The following is a 16,681-nucleotide window of genomic DNA, read 5'->3' on the forward strand; positions in this document are numbered from 1 at the left end:
GGCAAAAATGCCTAAGAAAAAGTGTCTTTTCTTTTGTTACTTTTCTTTGGACAAGCAAATCGACGAGAGGAGATTCACGAGATCTAAAGCCAGTATGCAACATCGAGCTAAAGAAAAGTAAAGGACTAATTTTAGAAACTATATTTTACTTGCACAACTAGTTACAGTGAATATAGTTTACCGTGTAATTAACAGTTTTTTGGGTGCTATGGCCTTAAAAGCTTGGTATTTTTAGATGTTAAACAAAAACACGCAAACGATGTCGATATTCGGAAAAGTAAAAAATACCATAGGACTTCTAAAATCTATTGATTTAGATGCTTTGGCCAAACTCTCTCAAAAAGTAGATTTATCTCAGGTGATGAGCGCAGTGGGCAATCTGGACGATCGCCAGCTCAAAGGTCTGATGAAGATGTTGAATTCACAGGCTAAAAAAGGCCAGCACAAACTTCCGCCCATAGACGGGGATTTTTACAATTTGGCTCAAAAATTAAGTCCGGAAGAGCGCGCACTGCAGATGAAGATGCGGAACTTTATGGAAGATGAGGTAAAACCCATCGCAAACAGATATTGGAACCGTGCCGAATTCCCTCACGAAATCATACCCAAATTTGCCGAACTCAATATGGCAGGTATCGCCTACAAAGGCTACGGCTGTCCCAATCAGAGTTTCCTGATGGAAGGCATTCTGGCGATGGAGCTCGCCCGTGTTGATGTGTCGATCTCTACTTTTTTTGGCGTACACAGCGGCCTGGCAATGGGTTCGATTTACCTCTGCGGAAGCGAGGAGCAAAAACAGGAATGGTTGCCCAAAATGCAAAAATTTGAGAAAATAGGCGCTTTTGGTCTTACCGAACCTGAAGTAGGATCGGGAGCCGCAGGAGGACTGGGAACAACCTGTAAAAAAGACGGTGATGCCTGGGTGATCAACGGTCAGAAAAAATGGATTGGTAACGCGACCTTTTCAGATATTACCATCATCTGGGCACGTGATCTGGATAGCGGTCAGGTTAAAGGTTTTATTGTGCGTAAAGAAAACCCCGGTTTTAAAGCCGAGAAAATGGAAGATAAAATGGCATTGCGCACCGTGCAGAACGCACTGATTACGCTAACCGATTGCCGTGTTCCCGAAAGTGATCGTTTGCAAAATGCAAACTCCTTTAAAGATACCGCAAAAGTATTGCAGATGACCCGTGCAAGTGTGGCGTGGCAGGCCGTAGGCTGTGCCCGCGGCGCTTATGAAGCAGCGTTGAAATACACCAAAAAACGGGAGCAGTTTGGGCGTCCTATCGCCAGTTTTCAGCTGATACAAAATCATCTGGTCGAGATGGTTTCTAATCTTACCGCGATGCAAACTTTGTGTTTCCGCCTTAGCGAAATGCAGGATGGCGGTTCGCTTACAGATGAGCACGCTTCTCTGGCCAAAGTATTCTGCTCGATGCGTACCCGAGACGTGGTGAGCCGTGCCCGGGAGGTAATGGGTGGTAACGGTATTTTGCTCGAGTATGATGTGGCGCGCTTTGTGGCAGATGCCGAAGCGATTTACAGCTATGAGGGTACTAAAGAGATCAATTCGCTTATTGTAGGACGGGCGATTACGGGCTATAGTGCGTTTGTGAGTTAGTAAGGCATTTTAATATTCAGGTTTTGAAGCATATTAATTAACTTGGCGCTTCAAAATAAACCTACGACCTATGAATATTAAATCGTTTGTGCTGGTGTCTGTTGCGGCTTTGGCTTTAGCTAACTGCAGCACACCCCAAAAAACCGTGGCACAACCCGAAAAATTTCAGCTCAGGACCTTTCAGGACTCCATTTCTTATGCGATGGGCATTAGCAGTGGCGAGAATTTACGCGAAATGCCCGGAGGGATTTTTAATCTTGCTGTTTTTGAAAAGGGTTTGAAAGAATCTTTTAAAGACTCCCTAGCCATTGAGCTTGATGAGGCCGCTTCGCGAAAGCTTTTTCAAAAGCTTAATGATACCATGCAGAAGATTGAAAAGATTAAACGCGAAGAACAGATCGCTGCAACCAGGGCTGAAGGCACTGCATTTTTAGAAGAAAATGCTAAAAAGCCCGGCGTGGTCACTACCGAAAGCGGTCTGCAATACGAGGTTTTACGGGAAGGAAATGGCGAAAAACCCGGACCCGGAGATCGCGTTAAGGTAAATTATGAAGGTAAATTGCTTGACGGGACCGTTTTTGACTCGTCATACAAGCGCGGCGAACCTCTGGTTTTTGGCGTAAGTCAGGTAATCAACGGCTGGACCGAAGGTTTACAACTAATGTCCACCGGCAGCAAATACCGTTTTTACATTCCGCAGGATCTGGCATACGGCGAGCGCGGTGCAGGCAAGGATATCAAGCCCTATGCTACCCTGATTTTTGATGTAGAATTACTCGAAGTTTTAAAATAAACAGATAAGGTAACGGGTCTGGTTGAGGCAAACACAGATTAAAACGCTCAGGATTTTTGAAAACCTTTAAATATCCCGTTATTTGCACACGAAATTAAAAACCTAAAACAATAACAATGAAATTAAATAAAGTGTTTTTCGCGCTTCCGGTTGTAGCACTTACACTGGTAAACTGCGATAATTCTAAAATGAGTTCTGGAGATGTAGAACTTAAAACTTTTAAAGATTCTGTTTCGTATATGATTGGCGCAAACAGCGGTGCTCAGTTTAAGCAGGCATTGGGAGACAATCCAGATGAGTTGTTTGATCTTGAAATGTACGAAGCCGGTGTGCGTAAAGGCTTTACAGACAGTCTGGAGTTTTCGCAACAAACGATGCAAGCGTTGATGACCCGTTTTCAGGAAGAACTTCGTGCCAAGCAGGAAGAGGCCGCAATGGCTAAAGCAGCTGAGGCTAAGCAAAAAGGAGCAGAATTCTTAAAAGAAAATGCGACTAAAGAAGGCGTTCAAACTACCGAAAGCGGCCTGCAGTATATCGTTGTGGAAGAAGGTACGGGTGATACCCCTACTGCTACAGATCAGGTTGAGGTTAAATATGAAGGAAGCCTTATCGACGGAACCGTTTTTGACGGAAATATGAATTCAGATCGTACGGCTACATTTGGTGTAAGCCAGGTGATTAAAGGCTGGACTGAAGGTTTACAGTTGATGAAAGAAGGAGCAAAATACAAGTTCTTTATCCCTTCTGATCTTGCTTACGGAGATCGTGGTTCAGGTCCTCAAATAGGTCCAGGTGAAACCCTGATTTTTGACGTGGAGTTAATCGACGTTAAAGACGCTACACAGGAGTAAATTGACTTTAATTGTCATAGCCGTAGTTTCCGGAGCCCTTATTCTGGGTGCGGTCTGGGGTATTTATGGCAATCTTTCTAAACAAACAGAGGGCTTTCTCGTTGCACTTGCAGGAGGAGCCCTTATTGTTTCTGCCGTACTCGAACTCATCAATCCCGCGATTGAAAAAGCACAGACCGGCGTAGCCCTTGCAATTGTTTTTGCAGGTGCTTTGGTATTTACCGGTTTAGATTATCTCGTTAAGAAAAAATGGGGTTCAGGCAGCGGTGGCGGTCTTCTTGCAGCCATCACTTTAGACGGTATTCCTGAAAATCTCGCTCTGGGCGTCGCATTGATAGGTGCAGACGCGCTTGCAGTTGCGGCACTTTCGGGCTCTATATTTTTATCAAACCTTCCCGAAGCTGCAGGTGGTGCCAAAGAAATGACTGAAAACGGAACTTCAAAAAAGAAGGTGCTGTTGCTCTGGTGTGTTACCGCATTGATCTTGTCTCTGGCGGCCTATCTGGGCAATCAATTACTCGCCGGTGTGGCTGAAGAAACCCTGGCATACATCCGGTGTTTTGCCGGAGGTGCGGTTGTAGCTTCACTCGCCATAGAAGTATTTCCCAAAGCATTTAAAAACGACCAGTACTGGACTGGTCTTGCTGCTGCCCTGGGGCTTATTCTTGCTTTTTTCCTTAACAGCCTGGCTTGAGTATTTCGCTTTCGCGAAAGCTAAACTGGACTAGGCTCTACAGGCGATTAAATTCTAACTAAATTTTAAAAGAATCCCGGCACCGCTTTAGCCCGTATGTGGTTAACTTTAAGTCATAGTTTGAAATTTAATATTTCCTATGGCGTATATAGATTATTATAAAGTGTTGGGCCTTGATAAAAGCGCCACAGATGCCGAAATCAAAAAGGCTTACCGAAAGCTGGCCCGTAAATACCATCCCGATGTAAATCCCGGTGATACCGAAGCAGAAGAAAAATTCAAGCAGCTTAACGAGGCAAACGAGGTTTTAAGCAATCCCGAAAACCGAAAGAAATACGATAAATACGGCAAAGACTGGCAACACGCAGAAGCCTACGAGCAGGCCGAAAAGCAACGCAGGCAATACAGCAATGCCGGCGGTGGAAGCAGGGCGCAGTATAGCGGTGGCTTTGAAGAAGACGATTTTTCAGACTTTTTCAGTTCGATGTTTGGCGGTGCCGGTGGAGGCGGCTTTAGAGGCGGCGGGCGGCAGGCACAGTTCCGCGGGCAGGATTTTAATGCCACACTCGAACTTGATTTGCGCGATGTGTATGAAAAACACAAGCGTACGCTTACCGTAAATGGTAAAAACATTAGATTGACTATCCCGGCCGGGGTTGAGAACGGGCAGACCATAAAAATTAAAGGTTATGGCGGCGATGGCGTTAATGGCGGTCCCAATGGTGACCTGTACCTCGAATTCCGCATACGCAATAACACTGCTTTTAAACGTGACGGTGCTAATTTGTACAATACAGTCAAACTCGACCTGTACACCGCTGTATTAGGCGGAGAATTGGTTGTTGACACCTTTGACGGCAGTGTAAAGCTCAAGATTGCTCCCGAGACGCCTTCCGGAAAGCAGGTAAAGCTTAAAGGCAAAGGCTTCCCGGTTTATAAGAAAGACGGACAGTTTGGGGATTTATACATCACCTACGAGATCGAAATGCCCACCAATCTTTCGCCACAGGAAAAGAACTTATTTGAAGAACTGGCAAAACTCAGATCCTGATGAAGACACCAGAATTTATACCCGTAGCGCATCTCAGCAAGCAGTACCGCATTGAAGAAACCTTTATCACCGAACTGCACGAGAAAGGCGTGCTTCAGCTTAAAATAGTTGAACAGACCTATTGCCTGCATTGCGACAGCATGCCGGTTTTTGAAAAAATCATGCGTATTCACGACGAGTTGCACATCAATATCGAAGGCATAGACGTTATCCTCAATCTTTTAGATAAAATTGACGAGCTCAACCGCCAACTTATCAAAACCCAAAACCGATTGCGACTTTACGAGTAATCATCTAACCACTTAAAAAATAGCATTTTGAAACATCTAAAAATCGCACTCGACTGGACGGCAAACACCAATCATCTGGGCTTTTTCATCGCCCGTGAACTGGGCTATTATAAGGAAAGAAATCTTGAGGTGAGTTTAATTACACCGGAAGAAGACGATTATAAAATAACGCCTGCGAAGAAAGTGGAGTTGGGTATTGCAGATGTGGCCCTTTGCCCGTTAGAAAGCATCATCAGTTACCAAACCAAGGAAAAGCCGTTCAATCTTAAAGCTATTGCAGCCATTTATCAGGAAGATTTAAGCGCGATTGCCGTAAAAGAGGATTCCGGGATTAAGAGTCCGGCAGATTTAGACGGAAAGTCTTACGCCTCGTACGAAGCGCGCTATGAAGATAAAATCGTGGAGCAATTGATCAAAAACGACGGCGGGGAAGCCAATCTGGAAATTTCCTATCCCAAAAAACTCGGTATTTGGGAAACCCTGTTGAAAGATAAGGCAGATGCTACCTGGATTTTTCTCAATTGGGAAGCCTATCAGGCCGAAGCTCAGGGCGAAAAAATGCGCTATTTCAGACTGAAGGATTACAACATTCCCTATTCCTATTCGCCGGTTATAGCCGTAAATGGCAATACGGTTGAAGCGCATCGGGAAACCTATTCCGAATTTTTAAAGGCTACCAAAGCCGGATTTTTCTATGCGGAAGATCACCCACAGGAAGCCGCTGAAATCTTACGCAAATACATTCCCGAAACCGAAAAGGAACTCGATCTGGTTGGAAGTATCAACTATTCGGTAGCGTATTTGGGTGCCAAAGAAAATTGGGGCCGTCTCGATCCGGTTATGATTGGTCGTTTTGTAAAATGGCTTGATGACCATCAACTGGAAACCGAAACCCTGAAGACTTACGACCTTATTTATAAAATTCTGGACTAAAGCTTAAGGCGCAGGATTAGGGATGGCTTTATGCACCGCTTCGATTTCTTCTAAAATCGCTTCGGAAAGCTGAATGTCAATACTACCGATGTTTTCTTTAAGCTGCTCCATGCTCGTAGCGCCAATGATGTTAGACATCATAAAATCCCGGCCAGTTACAAAAGCTAAGGCTAGCTGCGTTAGCGACAAATCGTGTTTATCGGCTATTTCCTGATACTTTCGGGTTGCCTGTACCGCAAGGTCGTTTGAATACCTGTTGTACTGCGGAAAACGGTTTATGCGCGATGCTTCGGTATCTGTACCCTTGATGTATTTTCCGCTCAGAGTGCCAAAACCAAGGGGCGAATAGGCCAGATAACCCACCTCTTCCCGAAGCATAATTTCGGTCATTCCTATCTCGTCTTTACGATTCAACAGGTTGTAGGGGTTTTGTACGCTGATCATTTTGGGCTTGCCCTTACGCGCTTCTTCGAGATAGCGCGAAAGTCCGTAAGGCGTTTCATTACTTACCCCGATGTGACGAATCAAACCTTCCTGAATAAATGCGTTCAGATCTTCCAGAATTTGGGCGAAATTATCCTCCCAGCGCTCTTCAGAATCGTGCGTATAGCCCAGTTTTCCAAAGTAGTTGGTATTGCGCTCCGGCCAGTGCAGTTGGTACAGGTCAATATAATCGGTTTGCAGGCGCTTCAGGCTTTTGTGAATGGCGTCTTTAAACTCGGCTTTGGTATAACCCCCGGTGCGAATGTGCTTCGACATTTCGGCCGGACCGGCAATTTTAGAAGCGATAACCAGATCGTCCCGTTTCTTTCGGTTTTTAAGCCAGGTGCCTATGATGCGCTCGGTGCTTCCGTAGGTTTCCGCTTGCGCGGGTACGCTGTACAATTCAGCCGTATCAATAAAATTGATACCCTGCTCCACCGCATAATCCAGTTGAGCGTGACCTTCGGCCTCGGTATTCTGCTCACCCCAGGTCATCGTGCCCAGGCAAAGTTTAGAGATTTGGATATCAGTTCCGGGAAGTGTTGTATAGCGCATAAGGGTATTTTTGAGTTGCGAAGGTATTGCAAAAAATAGAAAAGCCTTGAAGGGTTTCAAGGCTTAGGATAAGTTTAAGAGTGATACTAGTTTTCGTGCATTCTTTAGGAAGGTATGGGCTGAATTTGAATTTGTCCGCCAATAGCTTTCAGGACCTTGACAATGGTTGCGAATTGGGGTTTAGAACCTTCAGATAATGCTTTATACAGGCTTGGTCTACTCATTCCTGTTTCTTCTGCAATTTTAGTCATGCCTATTGCTTTTGCAACATTCCCAATAGCCTCAATAACATCTTCCTGATCTCCTTCCTCCAGAGCAGTATTCAGGTAAGCAGCAATAAGTTCTTTATTGTCCAGATAATCGGCAATTTCAAATTTTGAGGTTTTCATATTCAGAAATTTTGTTCTTTCCAGATTTGCTTAGCTTTTTTAATATCTTCTTGTTGCGAAGATTTATCACCCCCAATTAATAAGATGATGATTTTATCCTCTTTTTTGTGGAAATAGATGCGATAACCTTTACCTGTATCGATACGCATTTCGCTAATACCATTTCCAACAGGTTTACAGTCTCCAAAATGACCATCACGCTGTAGTTTTTGAAGTCGAAATAGAATCTTAGCCTTGGCCTGCAAATCTTTAAGCTTGCGAAGCCATTTATTGAATTCAGTTGTTTCCTCCAAAAAGACCATTACAAATGTATCTAATCGGATACAAAATTACTTCTTTTTTTATTCATAACTAAACCCGATAGTACGAATTTTCAGCAGATCACTTTTCTAAATATCATTCAGTAATTTAGTCACTTCATCCAGTTTTGGAGTGAGAATGACCTCGATACGGCGGTTTTTGGCTTTGCCTTCGGCGTTATCGTTTGTGGCGACCGGTGCATATTCCCCACGACCTGCAGCAGTAAGGTTTTTAGGGTCGATACCCGAGTTCTGACTCAAAATCTCAACAATTGCGGTTGCTCTTTTAGTCGAAAGATCCCAGTTGTCTTTAATGGGGCCGTTGCCGCCATAGGGCACATTATCGGTATGGCCTTCTATAAGCACTGCGATTTCCGGGTTTTGTGCCAAAACAGAACCCAACTGGTTCACGGCTTTGCGGCCATTGGCACCCACTGTCCAGCTTCCGCTGTCAAACAACAGCTTGTTTTCTAACGAAACATATACTTTGCCATCGCGCTGCTCTACGGTAAGACCATTTCCTTCAAAATCGATCAGGGCTTTTGAAATCGTATCTTTCAGCTGCCGCATTTTCGCATCTTTCGCAGCAATCATAGACTCGAGTTCTTCCACACGGCGGGAACGTTCGGTGAGATCACGTTGTAACTTTTCGAGACGGGTTTGCTCGGCAGCCAGTGCCGCCTGCTTTTCGTCAAGCTCAGCGATTAATTCGCGGTTTTTCTGTGAATTTTCAGCAATGCGCTTAGAACTGTTGGCTTCAAGAGCGTCGTACGAATTCTGTAAATTCTCGAGATTGGCTTTGGTCGCCGCATAATCACGTTCCAGCGCGTCTCGCTCGGCGCGGGTACTGGCGAGTTCGTCTTCCAGATTTTGGGCCTCTTCTTCAAACTGCTTCCGCAGGCGTTCAGACTGGGCCAGATCGTGACTGAGTTCCTGATTATCCGATTTTAAATCGGCATAGCGTGCTTCCAGGTCTTTGTAGACTTTCGCAGAAACACAAGAGGTGAGTGTTGCGGCACTCAGGGCAATTAAGCAAAGCTTTTTGATCATAGTTAATGAGGTTGTTTAAACTAGCTAACGTTCAGTACCTGTTGATTATTGAAAGCGGCCAAAAAAATTAAAAGCTATGATCCAGCTCCAGAAGTGCCGGGCAGTGGTCACTGTGTTTGGCTTCGGGCAAAATCACCGCGCGTTTAATTTTAGCTTTTAAGGGTTCGCTTACCATATTGTAATCCAATCTCCAGCCTTTATTATTGGCACGGGCATTGGCGCGGTAACTCCACCAGCTGTATTGCTCAAGATCGGGATTGAGATGGCGGAAACTGTCAGTAAATCCGCTGTCGATAAATCCACTAAGCCACTCGCGTTCCACCGGTAAAAATCCGCTTACATTTTTTAGACGCACAGGATCGTGAATGTCAATAGGCTCGTGGCAAATGTTGTAATCGCCACCGATGATGAGGTTAGGACGGGTTTTGCGAAGCTCTTTGGCATACTCGTGAAAATCTGCCATGTAGCGCAGTTTAAACTCCAGGCGGTCATCGTTAGTCCCGCTTGGCAAATACATACTCATAATGCTGAGGTCGCCAAAATCAACCCGAAGGTTGCGCCCCTCGCGATCCATATAATCGATTCCGGTACCGTGAATCACGTTATCGGGTTCTTTTTTGCTGAAAACAGCCACCCCGCTGTATCCCTTTTTTTCGGCGCTAAACCAGTAATTGTGATAGCCGGTTTCTTTAAGAATTTCAGAATCTAACTGTTCGGGATGCGCTTTGGTTTCCTGAAGCAACAAAACGTCGGGATTAGCTGCTTTAAGCCAGTCTAATAAGCCTTTGCGCACTGCCGCACGAATTCCGTTTACGTTATAGGTGATTATTTTCATAGTAAATTTTTGGTGTGTCGCGAAGTTAGTGTTCCTGAGCTATAGATGAAAATGGGAAGAGTAATATTCAGTAGGCAGTTTTCAGTCGCAGTTTGCAGTTCAAATACGAAATACAAAATCGGAAAATAGAAATTTACTCTACTAATTAATTTACGCATCAGATGAGAATTTCAAAAAACATCCTTCTAAATCTCCCGGACTCCTTCCTTAAAGTCGGAGGGAGACTTTAATTTTTAATTGATTAGCAAGCTCTCTTCCTTTGAAGGGTTTCCTGAGTGCTGCGACCTACGGAGCATCGTATCGAAGGAAGGGTTAGGGATGAGGCGGTTTTTAGATGCCGGCAATAAAAATAATACTAACAATAAATCTTAGCTTTATGCCGTATGCGTAACCTTTTTACTGTAGTGGTTTTTTTGATGACGGCGGCGGCGTTTTCGCAGGAGCTGCGCTTTGCAGAAGACCGCCTCAAAACACTAGTCGTACGCGACAGCGTGGTGCTCGATACGGTAAGTCTTAATCCGGTGCGGTTTGAGGTGCGCAGTGCTGACGGAGCGATTTTAGATTCCGCTTTGTACAGTATAGATTATCCCACAGCGGTTTTTAAGTTGAAAAGCACTGCAAATCCACCGGACAGCCTCACCTTCGATTACCGCGTGTTCCCTGATTTTCTCACCCGTCGTTATTTTGCCTACGATGCTGATAAGATCGTGAGCAATAACGGCAATTTGAGCCGTGTGTATGCACTAAAACACGAAACTTCCAAACCGGAATTCATCCCTTTTGAAGGTCTTACCACCACGGGTAGTCTGGTGCGGGGTGTCACTTCGGGCAATAACCAAAACAGCACCTTTACCAGCGAACTCGACCTGCAAATCAGCGGCAAGCTGAGCGAAAAGGTTTCTTTGCGGGCCTCGCTTCAGGATGCCAATATTCCCCAGCAAAACGGGGGCTATTCGCAGCGTTTGGATGAATTTGACCAGATTTTTATTGAGCTCTACAGCGATACCTGGAACATCAGAGCAGGAGACATCAATCTGGCTAATACCACTTCTTATTTTGGGCGATTCGCGAAAAAAGTACAGGGACTTTCGCTAAGCGGAATCCTGGAAGGGGAGCAGACCACTTCAGACTTTTTTGCCACCGGCGCTTTGGTGCGCGGAGTGTTTGCCCAAAGCCGGTTTACCGGTCAGGAAGGCAATCAGGGTCCGTATAAACTCACGGGTCCTAATGGCGAACTCTATGTGCTCATCGTGAGCGGGAGCGAGCGTGTCTACGTCAACGGAGTCCTGCTCGAGCGGGGCGAGACGGCAGATTATGTGATAGATTACAATGCCGGCGAACTGCGTTTTAATCCTACTTTTCCCATTACCAGCGAGATGCGCATCTCAGTCGAGTACCAGTACAGCGAGCAAAATTATACCCGAATCATCGGCTACGGCGGTGGCGGCCATCAATCTGAAAAACTCAGCCTGAGGGCTCACGTCTATACGGAGAGTGACCTTAAAAACCAGCCCCTTGTTCAAAATCTCAACCGGGAACAGGTGGGTGTTTTAGAAACTGCCGGTGATGATAGTTCGCTTATGACGGCGCTCAGTGCCAACCCCGACACCTATAACGAAAACAAGATTTTATACCGAAAAGAGCAACGCGACGGTCGGGAAATTTTTGTTTTTTCAACCGACTCCGAAGCCGAATTGTTTAACGTGCGTTTTACGCAGGTGGGCCCCAATCAGGGTGATTACATCCTCAGCAGCGAGGCAGCCATCACGCGCATTTACGAGTATGTGCCTCCCGTAGACGGGGTTCCGCAAGGTAATTTTGCGCCGTTGGTGCGGCTTTTTGCACCCACGCAACTCCAAATGGCGGTGGTACAGGGCGATTATAAGCCTTCGGAGAAAACCAGCATCAGTTTTGAAGGTGCCGGAAGCCGTCAGGATTTAAACCTGTTTTCTGATCTGGACGATGCCAATAACGACGGTTTTGCCGGGCGCATTCAGGCGCGACAACGCGTGTACGGCAATCCCGAAAAACAGGTGCTTGAGGCCTTTGCCAATCTCGATTACATTCAGGATGATTTTAGAAATATCGAGCGTACATACGCAATTGAGTTTAGCCGCGACTGGAATGTGCCTTTGCGACCTCAGGGCGATCAGACGCTTATTTCTTCGGGGCTTCAGTTTGCTGATAGCGCTTTGGGTTTTGTAGATTATCGCTTTGAGCAGTTGCGCTTTGCGGAAAATTACCGGGGTAGTCGGAATAGTATTCTGGGAAGCCTTCGACATAACAAACTACAAACCTACTTTAACGGAAGCTACCTCAAAACCGAAGCAGATACCGCCACCACTTCCTTTTTTCGCCTGAATACGAATGCAGTATATGGCTTTCAGAAAAACTGGCTTGGTGCAAAATACCGAACCGAAAATAATGAGAGTAATAATCCCGTAACCGGCAGGCTAGATCCTTTAAGTCAGCGTTTTCAAATGCTCGAAGGTTTTGTGGGACGCGGCGACAGTACTTCGGTTTTTGTGGAAGTGGGCTACCGCTATCGCGTAAACGACAGTTTGAGGGACAACAATTTAGAGCGTGTAAACCACAGCAACACCTGGTTTCTAAAATCCCAATTGATTAAAAACGAAAAAACAGCATTGGGGCTTTTTGTCAACTACCGCGAACTGCAATTTGAAAATCAGGCTTCAGCGACCGAGCGCTCGTTGAATTCCCGCTTGCTTTTTGACCAAAAACTGGCCAAAAACCTGATCAGGCTCAACACGCTTTTTGAGACTGCGAGTGGTACCCTGCCACAACAGGAATTTACGTATGTGAAAGTTGATGAAGGCCAGGGGGTATATACTTGGATTGACTACAATAACGACGGTATTCAGCAGTTGCAGGAGTTTGAAGTGGCGCAGTTTAGCGATCAGGCCGACTTTATAAGGATTCTGTTGCCCAACCGTGTTTTTGTAAAAACCCATCAAAACCGACTCAGCCAGATCGTGACGCTCAATTTCTCGCAATGGAGCGGGAAAACCGGATTGCAAAAAGTGCTTTCGCATTTTTACAACCAGACCAGTTACCTGATTGACCGTAAAGTGCTTCGGGACGGCAGCGCCTTTGACCTCAATCCGTTTAAGGATGCCAATACGCTGGGGCTTAATCTCAACCTGCGCAACACCCTGTTTTTCAATCGCGGAAAGCAGCGCTACACCACCAGTTACACCTATCTCGCTAACACGACCCGAAACCTTATCGCTTTAGGCCTGCAAACCAATGAACTAAAAAGTCATCAGCTCAATTTTTTACACAAAGTTAAAGAGCAATACGTGTTGAATTTTAATTCGGAAATCGGAACCAACAGCAGTAATTCTGAAAATTTTGAGCAGCGCAATTATCGGCTGAATACCTTTAGCTTCAATCCTGAAGTTTCTTATCTGTTCAGCGATAATTCGAGGGTTTCGGCTTTTTATAATTTTGTGGAAAAAGCCAATCAAACCGAAGGCTTTGAGAATCTGAATCAGCAGAATTTCGGTTTTACAGGAAGCTTCAGCAATGCTGATAAATTTTCGCTGAATGCCGGTGTGAAGTATATTAAAAACAGCTTTGAAGGTTCGGCGTTTTCGCCTGTGGCCTATCAAATGCTTGAAGGTTTACAACCCGGCACCAATTTTACCTGGAATGTTTTGGCACAAAAGCGTATTACGCAATTTCTCGATTTGAACCTGTCGTATCAGGGACGCAGCAGCGAAAACACCCGCACCATACACACCGGAAGTGTGCAATTGCGAGCCTTCTTTTAGATTAGCGCACAATAATTTTCTTAGACTGACCGCCGTCACTATTCCCCAGACGTACAATGTAAACGCCACTGGACGCATAGGACATATCCAGGTCGTATTTGTAGCTGCCATACTCGTTTTCAATCCAGTTGTTTGCGAGTTTTTGGCCTAAAAGATTGTAAACCGTTACCGCCATTTTTTCGGTGGTTTGATTGGTGCTCAATGAAATCTGAAATTGATCGCGAGCCGTTTCTATGACCACCAATTCGCTATCGGGGAATATGTTTTCTTCCACCGAAAGGCTGTTAAAAATGCGCACGCTATAATCGTTGGTACGGCCGTATTGCATCGTCCCACAGGGATCCTGAGCATCACCGCTAAAGGCGCTGTCAAGGCCGCGTACCCGCATGCGATAGGTGTCGAGATTTACCCCTGCCGGAAGCGTCAGGGTAAAATCAGTGTCGGTGGCTGCACTGGCAACCAGGCCGTCTGAAACGCGTTCAGAGGCTTCAAAACCGCCATTTTTGTTGAAATCAATAAAAATAGCATAAGCAGTACCGTCAAATCCTGCCTGTAAAGTCCCGGTGTAGGGACTGTTTTGGATATCCAGATCAAAAACGGTATCGAGATCTGCCTCAAAGCCGTCAGATGAGCAGGCCGTGGTTATAGTGGTGCCTTCGAGATTGATTTGGGTAATCCCGTCTCCAAACGAGGAGCAGTCCGAGAAGGGCGTGCAATAAGCATTCACCACATCAACTGCGATCATATCATTGGTTTGATTTTTATCATTAGGCAGATCGGTGCCTGCGGTAATGCGATAGGTCCCAAGATCTGAGAAATCCTCATTTCGGTTAAATGTGTGCGATGCGGTACCTTGGGCGGGTACGGTTCCGGTAAAGGTTTCGGTTACCTGATTACCCGAATTGATACTGTAAAACACCGGAAAATTACTTTGAGCCTCAACACCAAAGTTGGTGATCGTTACAGTCACAGGCACCGCAGAACCCAGACCTGATCCCGACTGCGGATTATCTATAGACGTTACACCCACATCCTCGCGCCATAAATTCTGTACGTTTACAGTAAGGGCGTCGTTTGAGGTGTCCTGATCGTTGCCAAGACGCGTTGTAACTGTAATGGCATAGATTTGACCGGTCGTGGAAAGATTTGCGGTCTGCGAGAACGTAAAATCTGCTGTTTCGTTAAATCCCAGCGAGCCGGTAAAGGTTTCGGTTACCGTAGCGCCACCATCTACACGATAGCTTACCGGGAAACTGGTTTGGGTAGCGGTACCGGCATTTCTGATTTTGACGGTAATGGGTTCTGTAGCTGTTAATGCGCCGTCTTGCGGATTTACAAGCGCTACCGTTTGTACGTCATTAGTGAGGTCTGGCGCAAGTTTAAAAACACCTACCACATCTTTACGTTGTGGCCTGAAATATTCGGATATATACCAGAAAGTTCTGCCGTCTGCCGGGTCTGTGGTCAGGTGGGTATAATCTGCATAACGAGGTACAAAGCTAAAACCGGTGCTGGTGGCTAAGACCGTTTCAGGCACAGACATGACGCCTAAAGGATCGTTTGCATAACGCCCGGTAAAATTGATGGTTACCGGTAAATCTTCACTTACTGTAGAGTAACCCATCCCAATGCTTCCATCGGCATCAAAACTCATACTGGCACCAAAGGCATTATGGCCTGTAGGGGAAACATAAGTACCTTCCTGATAAATTTCCCAGGGTTGACCGTCTGCCGTCTGCCGCAATTCATACCAGCGTATGCCGGCCTTTTTACCACCCGCAGGAGCTACATTGACTACAAAATTGAAGATCGCTGAGTTATAACCGGCAAATTTGCGGTACTGCGCCTGTTGCATCACTGTGCCCTGCATAGCATCGATATTATCACCTGCGGGTTGAGGTAGGTTTGAAAAGTCTCCACCGTCAAACACACTGTTAAAATCTGCCGTGGGAATGATAGCAGGCTGCGAAATACTGGAGTTTGCAGGATTTACCCAGTCTACCGAAAGAGACCAGAGTTTAAGATGATCGTCATTGACATTTCTCCACGAATCATCCTGAAAAAACACCACCGTTGCAGGCCCGCTTGCAGGTAAATTACCGTCTGCAACGCTCAAAAATTGCGGACTAAAAAAGCCATTAGTGCGCAAGGTAGGCAGTGGAAATCCCTGAAACCCCACATTGGTCTGCCCGGTAAGCATTTTAGAACGTTCCATCACAAAAACCGCGTCGCTGGGATTGGTCTGCCCGCCGGTAATATTAATGTTTGAGGTAATGTAATATCCATCGTGCCAAATGCCGTATTTAGGATAATCTGGGAACGTGCTGGTTTCAAAACCCATGGTATACACGTACCAGCCGTCATTTACAGGATCTGAACCCTGACAAATGGCTATATTAAACCCGTTTTCGAAGCCATCTTCTTCATTCTCTTCTTCAAATTCGGTTATTACAAAACGATCTGCAGCCGCATCATACAGAATGATAGGATCACCCGCGGTGTTGCCGTCAAAGAGTGTTCCCAGCGAAGCTTCTTGAACCAGAAGATTCCCTTGTTTATCGTAAATCTTAAAACCTGAATTCCAACCGGCGATATAATGATTGGGGCCGGCCGCACCCGTAGGATCTGATGGAGTAAAAGTTGCGGTATTGGCCTCAAAAACCCGAATAGGCTCAGGCTCGTAGGTTTTTTGGGTGCCTTTCGATTTTGTGGTTTGAGTTTGAATCAAAGGATCTCCGTCTTTGGGCAGACCTTTGCCGGGAACCACCTGATTGGCACTGCGCCGCTTGGGGTTTATTTCTTCAACTTCCGAAAGTTTTTCGGCTTTTATAAAGGTTCCGTTTCTAATCTGAGAAGCCAGCGAGGGTACTTCACGCACAAACTCCATTTTCCCCACAGTGGTAGGTGCGAGCTTTTCCTGAGCATAGCTTTGAGACGTAAAAGAAAATAACAGGCTTAAAACCAGAATGGAATAAGACCTGATTTTAAAAACCTTGTTTAGGGAAATACAGAACATCAGATTCAAATTAGGGTTCTTAAA

The 16,681-nt window shown here is 45.6% G+C and carries 14 protein-coding genes; 8 read left to right on the forward strand and 6 right to left on the reverse strand.

Translation table 11 applies throughout. From position 1 onward, the window contains the following. Window positions 1-259: 259 nt before the first annotated feature. The 7 genes from ACSSS3_RS08145 (at window position 260) to ACSSS3_RS08175 (ending at window position 6,236) form a co-directional block, all read left to right on the forward strand. A complete protein-coding gene (locus ACSSS3_RS08145; RefSeq protein ID WP_442847415.1) occupies window positions 260-1,624 on the forward strand; it encodes an acyl-CoA dehydrogenase family protein in 1,365 nt (454 codons plus the stop codon). Window positions 1,625-1,694: 70 nt separating this feature from the next. After that, on the forward strand, window positions 1,695-2,417 hold the full coding sequence (locus tag ACSSS3_RS08150) for an FKBP-type peptidyl-prolyl cis-trans isomerase (protein ID WP_442847154.1): 723 nt from the start codon (window positions 1,695-1,697) through the stop codon (window positions 2,415-2,417). A 116-nt stretch (window positions 2,418-2,533) separates the two neighbouring features. Then, on the forward strand, window positions 2,534-3,268 hold the full coding sequence (locus ACSSS3_RS08155; protein WP_442847155.1) for an FKBP-type peptidyl-prolyl cis-trans isomerase: 735 nt from the start codon (window positions 2,534-2,536) through the stop codon (window positions 3,266-3,268). A gap of 1 nt (window position 3,269) precedes the next feature. Further along, window positions 3,270-3,962 carry a ZIP family metal transporter gene (locus ACSSS3_RS08160; protein ID WP_442847156.1) on the forward strand — a complete coding sequence of 231 codons (693 nt, stop codon included), beginning with the start codon at window positions 3,270-3,272 and terminating at the stop codon, window positions 3,960-3,962. A 139-nt stretch (window positions 3,963-4,101) separates the two neighbouring features. After that, complete coding sequence (locus tag ACSSS3_RS08165; RefSeq protein ID WP_442847157.1) at window positions 4,102-5,013, forward strand: DnaJ C-terminal domain-containing protein; 912 nt, start codon at window positions 4,102-4,104, stop codon at window positions 5,011-5,013. Next, complete coding sequence (locus ACSSS3_RS08170) at window positions 5,013-5,303, forward strand: chaperone modulator CbpM (protein ID WP_228229181.1); 291 nt, start codon at window positions 5,013-5,015, stop codon at window positions 5,301-5,303. The genes ACSSS3_RS08165 and ACSSS3_RS08170 overlap by 1 nt, the downstream gene beginning before the upstream one ends. A 27-nt stretch (window positions 5,304-5,330) precedes the next feature. Further along, window positions 5,331-6,236 carry an ABC transporter substrate-binding protein gene (locus tag ACSSS3_RS08175; RefSeq protein ID WP_442847158.1) on the forward strand — a complete coding sequence of 302 codons (906 nt, stop codon included), beginning with the start codon at window positions 5,331-5,333 and terminating at the stop codon, window positions 6,234-6,236. Window positions 6,237-6,239: 3 nt separating this feature from the next. On the opposite strand, the gene ACSSS3_RS08180 is transcribed toward ACSSS3_RS08175, so the two are convergent. The 5 genes from ACSSS3_RS08180 to ACSSS3_RS08200 all read right to left on the reverse strand — a co-directional run bounded on the left by ACSSS3_RS08180 (window position 6,240) and on the right by ACSSS3_RS08200 (window position 9,847). Continuing rightward, window positions 6,240-7,274 (reverse strand): aldo/keto reductase, encoded by a 1,035-nt coding sequence (locus ACSSS3_RS08180; RefSeq protein ID WP_442847159.1) that lies wholly within the window; start codon window positions 7,272-7,274, stop codon window positions 6,240-6,242. A gap of 104 nt (window positions 7,275-7,378) precedes the next feature. Further along, a complete protein-coding gene (locus ACSSS3_RS08185) occupies window positions 7,379-7,663 on the reverse strand; it encodes an addiction module antidote protein (protein ID WP_099644389.1) in 285 nt (94 codons plus the stop codon). A gap of 2 nt (window positions 7,664-7,665) precedes the next feature. After that, window positions 7,666-7,965, reverse strand: coding sequence for a type II toxin-antitoxin system RelE/ParE family toxin (locus ACSSS3_RS08190; protein WP_442847160.1), 300 nt, complete (start codon window positions 7,963-7,965; stop codon window positions 7,666-7,668). Between the two features lie 87 nt (window positions 7,966-8,052). After that, the gene (locus ACSSS3_RS08195; protein ID WP_442847161.1) at window positions 8,053-9,012 is read right to left on the reverse strand and encodes an OmpA family protein; all 960 of its coding nucleotides are present in this window, start codon (window positions 9,010-9,012) and stop codon (window positions 8,053-8,055) included. A 67-nt stretch (window positions 9,013-9,079) separates the two neighbouring features. Next, on the reverse strand, window positions 9,080-9,847 hold the full coding sequence (locus ACSSS3_RS08200) for an exodeoxyribonuclease III (protein WP_442847162.1): 768 nt from the start codon (window positions 9,845-9,847) through the stop codon (window positions 9,080-9,082). 383 nt (window positions 9,848-10,230) lie between these two features. Between ACSSS3_RS08200 and ACSSS3_RS08205 the strand changes: the two genes are divergently transcribed. Next, window positions 10,231-13,641, forward strand: a complete 3,411-nt coding sequence (locus ACSSS3_RS08205) for a hypothetical protein (RefSeq protein ID WP_442847163.1) — start codon at window positions 10,231-10,233, stop codon at window positions 13,639-13,641. Window position 13,642: 1 nt separating this feature from the next. Here ACSSS3_RS08205 and ACSSS3_RS08210 read toward each other — a convergent pair whose 3' ends face one another. Then, complete coding sequence (locus tag ACSSS3_RS08210; protein WP_442847164.1) at window positions 13,643-16,657, reverse strand: GEVED domain-containing protein; 3,015 nt, start codon at window positions 16,655-16,657, stop codon at window positions 13,643-13,645. Window positions 16,658-16,681: the final 24 nt, after the last annotated feature.

Origin of the sequence: Leeuwenhoekiella sp. H156, assembly GCF_052218455.1 — a bacterium.
In the GTDB taxonomy this organism is placed as follows: Bacteria; Bacteroidota; Bacteroidia; order Flavobacteriales; family Flavobacteriaceae; genus Leeuwenhoekiella; species Leeuwenhoekiella parthenopeia.

Bases quoted from the DNA above. Each gene is read 5' to 3' on its own strand.
- ACSSS3_RS08145 (WP_442847415.1), top strand. From the start codon at position 260: ATGTCGATATTCGGAAAAGTAAAAAATACCATAGGACTTCTAAAATCT.
- ACSSS3_RS08150 (WP_442847154.1), top strand. From the start codon at position 1,695: ATGAATATTAAATCGTTTGTGCTGGTGTCTGTTGCGGCTTTGGCTTTA.
- ACSSS3_RS08155 (WP_442847155.1), top strand. From the start codon at position 2,534: ATGAAATTAAATAAAGTGTTTTTCGCGCTTCCGGTTGTAGCACTTACA.
- ACSSS3_RS08165 (WP_442847157.1), top strand. From the start codon at position 4,102: ATGGCGTATATAGATTATTATAAAGTGTTGGGCCTTGATAAAAGCGCC.
- ACSSS3_RS08170 (WP_228229181.1), top strand. From the start codon at position 5,013: ATGAAGACACCAGAATTTATACCCGTAGCGCATCTCAGCAAGCAGTAC.
- ACSSS3_RS08180 (WP_442847159.1), bottom strand. From the start codon at position 7,274: ATGCGCTATACAACACTTCCCGGAACTGATATCCAAATCTCTAAACTT.
- ACSSS3_RS08185 (WP_099644389.1), bottom strand. From the start codon at position 7,663: ATGAAAACCTCAAAATTTGAAATTGCCGATTATCTGGACAATAAAGAA.
- ACSSS3_RS08190 (WP_442847160.1), bottom strand. From the start codon at position 7,965: ATGGTCTTTTTGGAGGAAACAACTGAATTCAATAAATGGCTTCGCAAG.
- ACSSS3_RS08195 (WP_442847161.1), bottom strand. From the start codon at position 9,012: ATGATCAAAAAGCTTTGCTTAATTGCCCTGAGTGCCGCAACACTCACC.
- ACSSS3_RS08200 (WP_442847162.1), bottom strand. From the start codon at position 9,847: ATGAAAATAATCACCTATAACGTAAACGGAATTCGTGCGGCAGTGCGC.
- ACSSS3_RS08205 (WP_442847163.1), top strand. From the start codon at position 10,231: ATGCGTAACCTTTTTACTGTAGTGGTTTTTTTGATGACGGCGGCGGCG.
- ACSSS3_RS08210 (WP_442847164.1), bottom strand. From the start codon at position 16,657: ATGTTCTGTATTTCCCTAAACAAGGTTTTTAAAATCAGGTCTTATTCC.